Annotated in this window: 10 protein-coding genes and 2 pseudogenes; 4 read left to right on the forward strand and 8 right to left on the reverse strand. The window is 70.0% G+C overall.

Going from position 1 to position 10,338, the window contains the following annotated elements; genetic code table 11:
* The 3 genes and pseudogenes from CHF16_RS38530 to CHF16_RS38545 form a co-directional block, all read right to left on the reverse strand.
* A pseudogene (locus CHF16_RS38530) lies at positions 1–245 on the reverse strand (IS1380 family transposase); the annotation flags it as partial.
* Between the two features lie 1,379 nt (positions 246–1,624).
* Entirely contained in the window at positions 1,625–1,744 is a 120-nt protein-coding gene (locus tag CHF16_RS42265; RefSeq protein ID WP_089331153.1) for a DUF1931 family protein, read from the reverse strand.
* A 95-nt stretch (positions 1,745–1,839) separates the two neighbouring features.
* On the reverse strand, positions 1,840–2,985 hold the full coding sequence (locus CHF16_RS38545; protein ID WP_089331146.1) for an FAD-dependent oxidoreductase: 1,146 nt from the start codon (positions 2,983–2,985) through the stop codon (positions 1,840–1,842).
* A gap of 53 nt (positions 2,986–3,038) precedes the next feature.
* Between CHF16_RS38545 and CHF16_RS38550 the strand changes: the two genes are divergently transcribed.
* From CHF16_RS38550 to CHF16_RS42270, 3 genes and pseudogenes are all read left to right on the forward strand, one after another.
* Positions 3,039–3,701, forward strand: coding sequence for a TetR/AcrR family transcriptional regulator (locus CHF16_RS38550; RefSeq protein ID WP_245869801.1), 663 nt, complete (start codon positions 3,039–3,041; stop codon positions 3,699–3,701).
* Between the two features lie 301 nt (positions 3,702–4,002).
* The gene (locus CHF16_RS41760; protein ID WP_240808515.1) at positions 4,003–4,221 is read left to right on the forward strand and encodes a transposase family protein; all 219 of its coding nucleotides are present in this window, start codon (positions 4,003–4,005) and stop codon (positions 4,219–4,221) included.
* A pseudogene (locus CHF16_RS42270) lies at positions 4,149–4,409 on the forward strand (transposase family protein); the annotation flags it as partial. The gene CHF16_RS41760 and the pseudogene CHF16_RS42270, both read left to right, overlap by 73 nt.
* 75 nt (positions 4,410–4,484) lie before the next feature.
* Here the strand turns inward: CHF16_RS42270 and CHF16_RS38560 are convergent.
* The 5 genes from CHF16_RS38560 to CHF16_RS38580 form a co-directional block, all read right to left on the reverse strand.
* Positions 4,485–4,817: an Atu4866 domain-containing protein gene (locus CHF16_RS38560; RefSeq protein ID WP_089331147.1), complete on the reverse strand. Its 333-nt coding sequence runs from the start codon at positions 4,815–4,817 to the stop codon at positions 4,485–4,487.
* A 117-nt stretch (positions 4,818–4,934) separates the two neighbouring features.
* Positions 4,935–6,341, reverse strand: coding sequence for an amidohydrolase family protein (locus CHF16_RS38565; RefSeq protein WP_089331148.1), 1,407 nt, complete (start codon positions 6,339–6,341; stop codon positions 4,935–4,937).
* A 234-nt stretch (positions 6,342–6,575) separates the two neighbouring features.
* The gene (locus CHF16_RS38570; protein WP_171069426.1) at positions 6,576–7,325 is read right to left on the reverse strand and encodes an Atu4866 domain-containing protein; all 750 of its coding nucleotides are present in this window, start codon (positions 7,323–7,325) and stop codon (positions 6,576–6,578) included.
* A 121-nt stretch (positions 7,326–7,446) separates the two neighbouring features.
* A complete protein-coding gene (locus CHF16_RS38575; RefSeq protein WP_089331150.1) occupies positions 7,447–8,223 on the reverse strand; it encodes an SDR family oxidoreductase in 777 nt (258 codons plus the stop codon).
* A gap of 44 nt (positions 8,224–8,267) precedes the next feature.
* Positions 8,268–9,107: an SDR family NAD(P)-dependent oxidoreductase gene (locus CHF16_RS38580; protein WP_089331151.1), complete on the reverse strand. Its 840-nt coding sequence runs from the start codon at positions 9,105–9,107 to the stop codon at positions 8,268–8,270.
* Positions 9,108–9,284: 177 nt separating this feature from the next.
* On the opposite strand from CHF16_RS38580, the gene CHF16_RS38585 reads away from it, so the two are divergent.
* A complete protein-coding gene (locus CHF16_RS38585; protein WP_089331152.1) occupies positions 9,285–10,193 on the forward strand; it encodes a helix-turn-helix transcriptional regulator in 909 nt (302 codons plus the stop codon).
* Positions 10,194–10,338: the final 145 nt, after the last annotated feature.

The following is a 10,338-nucleotide window of genomic DNA, read 5'->3' on the forward strand; positions in this document are numbered from 1 at the left end:
AACGCGGTCGGCATCGCCCCATGCCGCAACCGGTCGGTGTCATCGATGCTGTCGGCTCCGGCGCACATCGCCGCCACCAGCGACATCACCTTCGCCGCCGGGGCGGCGCCGGCGCTGTTGCGCGCACCGCCGATGCGCAGCACCTCGGCCGCCAGCTCGGGCAACCCCGCCCGCTCGGCCAGCCGCACCACCGGCACCAGCCCGGCATCGGCGATCAAGTTCGGCTCGTCGAACGCGGCAGCCACCGCCGATGAGACATGAGAGGATTGCACTTACGGGATGCCTCGTTGCTTCTGCGCTGCTGGACCTTAGACAAGCCCATCATCGCAGGCCACGGGGCATCCCTTTTGTCGTTTCCGCAACCTGAACAGCAATCACCCGGTGGATCGAGGCTAAGTGGCGGGTGCGCGTGGCAGGCTCACGTGGTGATCGATAATCTGGCTCCTCGCCTTCTGGGCTGGGACGAGGTTGACCCGTCTCGTCATCCGTTCGACCGCTCGTCGGTAGCGCGGGCGCTGGACTCGCTCGGGCCGGCTCGGCGTGTACCTCGCCGTCCTCAAGTTCCCATCGCCGACCCGGCGATGCGTTCCTGGAACCACGGCGAGGGCAAGCTCTGGGCGGACGCCATGTCGCACGCCTTCGCCGAGCGTTTCGGTCGTTGGGCCGTGGGCTGGCGCTGGGCCCACGACGAAGGTGACATCGGCGGCGGCCCGGTCGGGAGCTGGTGCTGCCCGCGGCACTCGATCACCACACCGGAGGAGACGCTCGCCCACGTCGCCGCGGCGCTGTGCGAGTGGCGCGCGTGGCTGGAGAGCCTCGCCGGCCGGTTCGAGGCCTACCCGCTGGAGTCGGCCGCTGTCGCCGACCAGCGGATCCTGTGGGAGCGGGCCGCCCGGAACCTGATCTGGCAGGTCGTTGACCGCACGGGCCACGGCAGCGGCTGGCACGGGCACTGCGAGCAGGTGCTCACCTGGTTCCTCCAACGCTGGCACGTGGCGGCCGACGTCGCACAGGCTCTGGTCGCCGAAGCGATCGGTGGGCGATTCCACAGTTGGACCAGCCCAGAAACGGTGCTGGTCGACGATGTCGCCGAACGGCTCGCCCTGTCCCTGTCACGGGATGACACCCCGGAACCCGCCAAGCCCGACTCCCGCGGTCCTTTGACCGACCACCTGGAACGCTGGCTTGCCGCACGTGGTTCCGTACCGTGGCACAACGCCTCGGACGGCGGTCGGGCCGACCCGGTGACCCCGTCCCGTGACGGCGCGGTGGAAGATGTCCGCGCCTTCGACGGCGCCATTGAACCCGCCCGCGCCAAAGGCCTGGTCGCCGCCCTGGAGTTGGTCCGGATGGACGCGGCGCACGGTCGCTCCCTCACCTTCGAGCGGCTCCAGAGCTGGCAGCAGCACGTTCTCAACACACCCCAGCCACCCCCGTTTCGCCGCTCGCCCGCCTTCGCCAAAGGGGGCCGCGAACGCTACGGCATCGGTCCTGACACACACCCGCCTCGACGCCTGCCTCGCGGAGAGCGCGTACGACAGGGCCCGTCTGCGGGCCTGCGGGCGACGCGGCGCTTGCGGGCGCGGGACATCATCCGCCCGGAACCGGTCGGGAGCGGTCCGGGTCACAAGAGCAGGTCGAAGATGCGCTGCACCCGCTCCCAGTGCTCGGTCTGCGGGTTGCGCCGGTCCGGGAACACGATCCGGAAGGTCTGGGCCAGCGCGTAGGACAGACCGTCCGCGATCTCGGGAAGCTTCTCGTCCGGAAGCGGAAGGACTTTCTTGCAGCCTCCGCGTCCAGGGGGCCGTCACATCGTCAGATGGTGCCGCAGCCGCTCGTTCAGGTGGGGGGTCGCCAGCCCAGGACGGGGGCGAGGGAGCGCAGCATCGCGCTCGGCGGGGTCAGGCCCATGATCCGGTTGCGCAGGGCGGCCGCGGGCCGGTGGCTCCATTGGGCGATGGCGCCGATGCGGTGCGAACGGCGGGCGATCATCTGGCTGCGCGGGCGGCGGTCGCGGTCGTAGGCGTCCAGTGCGGCCTCGACCGTCGGGTGGCGGTCGAGGAGGGCTGCGAGGGTGACGGCGTCTTCGAGCGCCTGGCAGGCGCCTTGTCCGAGGTTGGGGGTCATCGCGTGGGCGGCATCGCCGAGCAGGGCGGTCCGGCCGGAGACGAAGGTCTCCAGCGGAGGCAGTTCATACAGGTCGTGTCGCATTACGGCGTCTTCGTCGGCCCGTTGCAGCAGCGCGGGGATGGGGTCGTGCCAGCCCGCGAAGCGGCGCCGCAGCTCGGCCAGTTCGCCGTCGGGGCCGTGCTCGCCCGCGGACGCATTGGCGGTGGCGAACATGTAGATCTGCCCGTCGGGCAGCGGAGCCAGCCCGACCCGCTCGCCCCGGCCCCAACTCTCGCCGCCCTCGCCCAGCGTGGCGCCGGGGTCGACGAGCAGCCGCCAGGCGGTGTAGCCGGCGTATCGCGGCTGGGGGGACCGCGGCCAAAGCGAGCGGCGGACGGCGCTGTTGATGCCGTCGGCTCCGACGACCAGGTCGGCGCGGGCGACGCCGGTGTCATGCATCACTTCGACCTGCCGGCCGGCGGCCTGGACGCGCTGGACGGTGACACCGGCTCGCAGGGTGGCGCCGGAGGCCGCCTCGCGCAGGATCTCCAGCAGTCGGGCGCGGTGAATCATCACGAGCGGGCCGTAGCGGCGGTTCACTTCACCGATGTCGGTGCGCGACAACCACTTGCCCGACCAGTCGCGGAAACCCGCCCCCGTCTCGATCATGGCCCGCGACCTGACCTGCTCTCCGATGCCGATCGCGTCCAACGCGCGCACGCCGTTGGGCCACACCGACAATCCCGCGCCGACCTCGCCGAACTCGGGCGCCCGTTCCAAGACCTCGACGCGCCAGCCCCGGCCGGACAGGGCGATGGCCGTCGCCAGCCCCCCGATCCCACCGCCGACCACGACCGCCGTTCGCTGCTCACCCATCGGTCACTCCTCTCTACATCTGTAGAAGACGCCAGGTACTCTACATTTGTAGAGTGACGGAGAGGCAGATCGTGATGGAGAACACGCCGGCCCCCACGCGGCGCAGGGAACTCGCGGACGCGGCCATCAGGACGCTGGCCGAAGCCGGCATGCGCGGCCTCACCCACCGGGCGGTCGACAAGGCCGCGGGGCTGCCGGAAGGCTCCTGCTCGTACTACTTCAGAACCCGCCAGGCCCTGCTCCAGGCGACGGTCGACCGGCTCGAAGAGGCGGACACCGCCGAGCTCGCCGCCCGGCCCGCCCTGTCAGGCGCGGACGTATCGGGCCACGAAGAGGTGGCCGAGGCGGCGGCGCGCCTGGTCGAGCACTGGACCACGGCCGGACGCGAACGAATGCTCGCCCGCTACGAACTCGCCCTGGAGGCCACCCGCAGGCCCGAGCTCCGCACCGTGTTCGTCAGAGCGGGAGCACGGTCCCGAGCGTTGGCCGAGGCGATGCTCACCGCCATCGGTGCCCCTGCACCGGAGCGTCAGGCCCCGCTGCTGGTGGCCTACATCGACGGCCTGATCTTCGAGCATCTCGCCGGAGCGGGTTCCCTGGCCCTCACCCAGACCGAACTCAGGGCGGCGTTTCTCGGCCTCCTGCACGCCTTCGGCACACCCGGCTCGTCCAGCCCATCCGCCGCCACCGGAGGCGCAGGGCAAGGAACGGGGTGATCATGCGGGAGGAAATTTCAACCTGAGTCCGCAGGTCACGGGCTGGTTGCGGCCTGCGAGGCGTGAGCGGCGACAAGAGAGCTCCTGGTAGATCGAGATTTGCGACGATCTTGACCACCAGGAGCTCCGTTGCTTTTCTATCGCGCTGCCCTCGATCTGTCTCGCTCTGCCCGCAGGTTCGGGGCCGATCTGATCCGCAGGCATCGGCGCCGGGTCGGGTCGCGGCGGCGGCGGTTGCCCCCTGGCCGCCAAGCGCTGCTGGTCCTGGTGCACCTGCGCCGCAACGAGACCTTTACCGGCCTTGGCGGCGGCGTTCGGCGTCGGTGCCGCGACCGCGCACCGCTACGTCACCGAGGTGATCGAGCTACTCGCCGAACTGGCTCCCGACCTGCGGCAAGCCATGCGGACCGCCCAGCGCAAGGCCTACGTCATCCCGGCGGCACGCTGGTGGCCACCGACAGGCTGTCGGGCGCAGGCGACCGGCTCCACTACTCGGGCAAACACCGCCGCCACGGCGTGAACGTCCAGTTCCTCACCGACCCGCACGGCGAGCTGATCTGGGCGTCGCCGGCGCTACCGGGCTCCACCCACGATCTGACCGTCGCCCGCGACCACGGCATCATCGACGCTCTGACGGACCGGGCGATCGCCTGCTACGCCGACAAGGGGTACGTCGGCGCCGGCGGCGCGGTCGGTACCCCCTACAAACGCAAGAAGCATCGCAACCTGGGCAAGCGCAAGAAGCTGTTCAACCGGCACCACGCACGCGGCAACGCGGACCTTTCATCGACGAGAAATTGTTTCGCGGTAGAGCACCAGGTGCTCGTGGTAGAGCACGCCGTTCCGCACGTCGCCGGTGGCGGTGAAGCCCAGGTCGTCGTGGTAGTCGAGGTGTGTGCCGGTGACGGTGTAGCGGCCGGTGTAGGCGCGTTTGCGGCCGTCGCGTTCCTCCTCGTAGCGGCCGTTGGCGAGGAGTTCCTGGCGGATGCGCCCGTCTGCGGTGACCCACATGCCGACGTACGGGTGAGGGGCGGGCTCCGGGCGGCCGCCGCCCAGAGCGGCGCAGGCGAGCAGCGTGGTGAACAGTCCGAGCAGGTGCAGGGTGTTTTTGAACATGGACGGGCTCCGTTGGGTTGACAGGTGATGGGCAGGACGGCCCGGCCGAGGCGAGTGGCCGGGCGATGGCCGGGCCGATCCTGCTGATCGTGTCGGCACCGGCGACGGTGCGGCCGGTCAGACCCGGCGGTCGGCGTATCCGGAGGCGCGCAGGACGCGGTCGCGGGAGGCGCGCACGTCCTCACGCAGGGCGGACACGTCGACGTCGAGGACGCGACCGTTCCACTTGCGGGGCTCGCCGTTGATGAGCACGGCGCTGATATTGCGGGCGTCGGAGCCCAGTACGACGGTGCCGATCGGGTCGTTGAGCGGCATGTTGTTGAGGTCCTCGGCCTGGATGGCCAGTAGGTCGGCCTTCTTGCCCGGGGTGAGCGAGCCGGTGACGGCGGCCAGGCCGTTGGTGCGGGCGCCCTGGAGGGTGGCGAAGTCCAGGACGTCGTGGGTGGTGATGCGATCGGGCTGCCGGTCGGTGCCGTAGGCGGCGTTGACGGCGCGCATGCGCTGGATGGCGTGCAGGGCGCGCATCTGCGTGAACATGTCGCTGACCAGGGCGACTTCGACGTCGATGCTCAGTCCGGGGCGGATGCCGACGGACAGGGCCTCGTCGACGGCGGGGATCGCGGACTCCAGGCCGATCTGGGCGTCGGAGGTGGGGGCGAGCGCCACGGTGCTGCCGGTCTCCCCCATCGCCTTCCATGCCTCGGGGGTCAGTCCGGTGGAATGGATGAGGGTGACGTCGGGGCTGAGAATGCCGTCCTTGGCCCAGCGCAGGATGGCCTCGGACGAGGACGGGCCGAACACGGCGTCGACGCTCACTCCGATCCCCAAGTCGGCTGCCACACGCGCTAGTTCAGGGCCATAGGCGAGTGCCGGTCCGGCGATCTCGTCGGTGGCGAGGGTCGCCAGGCGCAGGGTGAGGAGCTGGTCGTCGCTGCTGAAGTACCGGCCCTTGATACGTGCCAGGTCGCCGGGCCACTGCCGGTCCCAGTCGCCGAAGTGCGGGCCCATGGAGGCGTGCACGCCGCGGATGCCGGTGTCGCGAAGGGCCTCTACGGCGGCGTCGGAGTGTGCTGGGGTGCGGGAGTTGTGGGAGAAGTCGAGCATGGTCGTGATGCCGCTGTCGATCGCGGTGAGGGCGGCCAGTCGCGTACCGATGTACATGTCCTCGGGCCGGTAGACCGTGGCGGAGCCGGCCAGCGTGGACATGACGTAGCCGCCGAGGTCGTCGACGTCAGGCATGATTCGGCGCAGCTGAGCCTCCCAGGCGTGTCGGTGGGTGTCGACGAAGCCGGGGCTGAGGATGGTGCCGGTGGCGTCGACGACCACGGCGTCGCCGGCGCTGAGGCCGGGGCCGACGGCGGTGATGGTGCTGCCCTCGACAAGGAGGTCGCCGCGGTCGATGACGCCGCGGTCGGGATCCATGGTGACGATAGTCGCGCCGGTGAACAGGATGCGCCGTTCATCCGCGGGGCGGCGCCAGAGCTGTTCGAGGACGGTCGCGCTGGTGGTGTCGTTGACGTTCATGAGGTGTCTTCTTCCGTACGTCGGAGCGGGGGATGGCGGGCTGCCGGGGGCGCCGGTGCTGCTCGGCTTCCAGCCTTGGTCGCCCCGGCTACGGCAACCAGGCCGCCGTTCCCCAGGTGTCGCGCACCCAGGATCAGGACGTGTACGGGCAGCGCGGTCCTGGAGCCGGTCGTCTGTGGGCTGCCCGGGGGCCGGGCCGCTGTGTTTGCCACACGGCGTCTGCCGACCGGCGGGTCAGCTCAGCTTCATGACGTAGCCCGCGTGGTGCAGTTCGTTGCCCTTGAACTCTCCGTAGGCCCAGAAGCCGAGGTCGTCCAGGTAGTCGATGCGGTCGCCGTCGATCCAGAACCGGCCCTGGTAGGCGTGCGGGCGGCCACCCCGGGTCTCGTCGTAGCGGCCGTCGGCGGTGAGCCCCTGGTGCAGGAAGTCCTTCCGGTCGATCCAGACGCCGACCTGCGGGCTGCCGGTCAGGTCCGGTGCGGCCGGGATGCCCGCCTCGGGGGCGGTGGCCCTGCCGGGGGCGTCGGTGCCCGCCCACAGGACGGGTCGGCCGGCTGCGACCAGCGCGCGAACCTGCTCCGGCCGGGAAAGGAGGGTGGCCACTGCGCTCGGCACATCGGTGGCGAGTTCGTCGGGCACCACGAGGAAGTCGGTGGTGTTGCCCGGAGTCAGCGTCGCGACGTAATCCGAGCGGCGGCCGCGTCCGCCGGCCAGCGCGACCGTGTCCACGACGGCGGGGACGATGGTCATGCCCGTGCAGTCGACGACGATGGCGTTGTCGTCCTCCGCCGCGGTGACGATTCCGGGGCCGACGCCCACGATCAGGGAACCGACGAACAGGATGTCGGCACCGGTCACGGTTCCGATCAGCGGGTCCATAGTCACGATCCGGGCGTTGGTGAACAGGACGGGACGCCCACCGTCGTTCGAGACGATCTCGTCGAGGGCCTCCGTGTTCCAGCTCACGGTGTCGGTGATGGTCATGGTGCTCCTCAGAAAACTTCGGCTCATCGGTCTGCCCGGCGCACCAGGCAGGCACCGGCACAGGTGGGAGGCAACTGCTCGGCAGTTGCCGCAGCTGCGTGGGCACAGCCTGTTTGTTGCGCTATACGGACTGGGCCGTGGGCAGGATGGTCAGCTCGCTGATGTTGACGTGTCGGGGAAGGGAGGCAATGAAGGCAACGGTCTCCGCGATGTCGGTGCTGCGCAGGCACTCGATGTCGTGGAGCAGGCCGGCCATCAGGGCGCTGGCGTCGGGGTCGGTGACGTGGTCGGGTAGTTCGGTGTCGACCATGCCGGGCTCGATGGCGCTCACCCGCACGTTCTTGCGGCCCAGTTCGACCCGGATGAGACGGGTGAGGTGGCTGATGTACGCCTTGGTGCCCGAGTAGATCGAGAACTTCTCCAGGATGCGGGTCGCCGCGATGGAGGAGGTGTTGATCAGGTCGGCGGGCTTTCCATGCTCGGCGGCGGCGGTCAGGTTCGGGAGGAAGGCAGCGATCACATTCATCACCCCCGTGACGTTGAGATCGATCTGCCGCTGCCAGTCGTCGACCTTGAGCTCGTCGATGGCGGAGATCAACTGGACGCCCGCGTTGTTGAACACCAGGTCCGCCGGTCCCAGCGTGTCCGCCACCTGGTCGGCGGCTGTGCGGACGGCTGCCCGGTCGGTGACATCGACGGACAGGGGTATGGCCTCTCCGCCGGCCGCGGTGATGTCGGCGGCGAGGGAGGCGAGCTTTTCCTGGCGGCGTGCGATGACGGCGACAGCGGCTCCGAGTTCGGCGAGTCGGCGGGCGGTGGCCGCCCCTATGCCGCTGGAGGCTCCGGTGACCACGGCCACGCGGCCGTCGAGCGGCCGGCCGGTCAGCAGGTGCGTCATGATCAGGGTTCCTTCCTGTTTCTCGGGGGGATCGGTCGGGGCGGTCAGGCGGCGTCGTCGCAGGCGGTGGCGGCGGACTTGTCCTGCCAGGCCGCGAGGTCGTCCTGAAGGCTTCGGATCTTGACCAGCTGGCGTTCGATCGCGTCGCGCCCCAGGGCCAGGTGCCCAGGCAGCTTGTCCTGGCAGGTCACCTCATAGATCAGTGCGGCGCCCTTGACCGGGTCGCCTAGCTGGGTGTGGTTGACGGTGCCGGCCCAGTCGAGGGTGGTGTGGGCGGGTGTGCCGTCGTAGGCGTCGATCCGCCCGGCGGCGACTGACAGGGAGCTGGCGTCGAGGAAGTCGGTGCGGAAGACGCCGGGCTCCACGATCATGCTCTGAATCCCGAACGGCTCCAGTTCCACCGCGAGCGCCTCGCTGATACCGGCCACGGCGAACTTCGACGCGCTGTACATGCTCACCCCGGGCTCGCCCTCGAAGCCGGAACGGGAGCCGATGTTCACGACCTTTCCGGCTCTGGCCGCCCTCATTGCGGGCAGGATCGCGCGGGTGACATTGATCAGCCCGAAGACGTTGAGATCGAACAGGGACCGCGCCTCGGAGTCGGTGATCTCCTCCAGCGCGCCGAGCAGGCCACGACCGGCGTTGTTGACGAGGACGTCGATCGTGCCGAAGCGCTCCACGGCCGTCTCGACGGCGGCGGTGATGTCCTCGCTGCGGGTGACGTCGAGGGCGACACCGAGGACTCGGTCGTGCCGGCGCAGCTCGTCCGGCAGCTTGCGCGGGTCACGGGCAGCGACCACGACGTTGTCGCCGCCGTTCAGTGCCGCCCGCGTGATCTCCAGTCCCAGCCCGCGGGATCCGCCGGTGATGAACCACGTTGCCATGAGATGTCTCCATACCGTTTACTTCGCCCGGCCACCCCTTGTGGTGGCGGGCTCTGACATTCACTGAACCAGCTCTGAGCAGGCAAAAGAGGCCTCAAAAGGGCCCGCCTGATCGGGGGACAAAATGGGCCACCCAGCCGCCGCCGAATCCTCAGTGAACGCGCATACCCTGGATGTATGGACCGTGAGCACCCCACCGGCGCACCCATGGCGGAATTCCTCCGCTCCGCCCGGACCCGCCTCACCCCGCGGGAAGCCGGGCTCGAGGACCCGGGCCTGGGCCGACGCCGGGTATCCGGACTGCGCCGGGAGGAACTCGCCCGGCTGGCCGGGGTGAGCGTGGACTACTACACCCGCCTCGAACAGGGCCGCAGCCGCAGCGCCTCCACAGAGGTCCTCGACGCGCTCGCCACCGCCCTCCAGTTGGACGACGCTGAGCGCAGCCATCTGCACACCCTCGCCCGGCCACGGCCCCGGCCAGCCCGCCGGCGCCCCCGTCCCCAGCGCGTCCACCCCGCTACCTGGGACCTGCTGGACACCCTCCAGCAGGCTGGCCGCCCCGGCTTCGTCCTCGGACGGCGCCTCGACGTGCTGGCCCACAACCCACTCGCCGGACGGCTGATCACCGACTTCCGCGCACTCCCCGCGGCCGAGCGGAACCAGGCCCGCTTCGTCTTCCTCGACCCGCACGCGCGCGAGCTGTACCGGGACTGGCCCCGCGTCGCCGCCGACACCGCCGCCATGCTCCGCCTCGACGCGGGCCGCCACCCGGACGACCCGGTCCTGAGCGCCTTGGTCGGTGACCTGTCCATACGCAGCGAGGAATTCCGCCGCTTCTGGTCGGACAACAAGGTCCACCGGCGCACGACCGGCACCAAGGACTACCACCACCCGCTCGTCGGCGACCTCACCGTCACCTACCAGGCCCTCACCCCCGCAGACGACCCCGACCAGATCCTCTTCGTCTACGGCACCGAACCCGGCAGCCCGTCCGAGACCTCCCTGCGCTTGCTGGCCCAATGGAACAGGCCGACAACCGACACCGGCAGCGCCGAGGCCCAGGAGGCCGGACAAGCCCGCGAGTAAGCCACGACCTCTGAAGCGACTCACCTGTTCGCGCGGGAGGCGCCTGTGGAGGGGGTATTCCCTCAGGTGTGGAAAGTGATCTTGCTGGGGAGCAAGTGATCAGTGGGTGAAGCGCCCACGTTCTTCGGGGGGAGAACCACACGTC

Source organism: Actinomadura meyerae (assembly GCF_900188445.1).
GTDB lineage: Bacteria > Actinomycetota > Actinomycetes > Streptosporangiales > Streptosporangiaceae > Spirillospora > Spirillospora meyerae.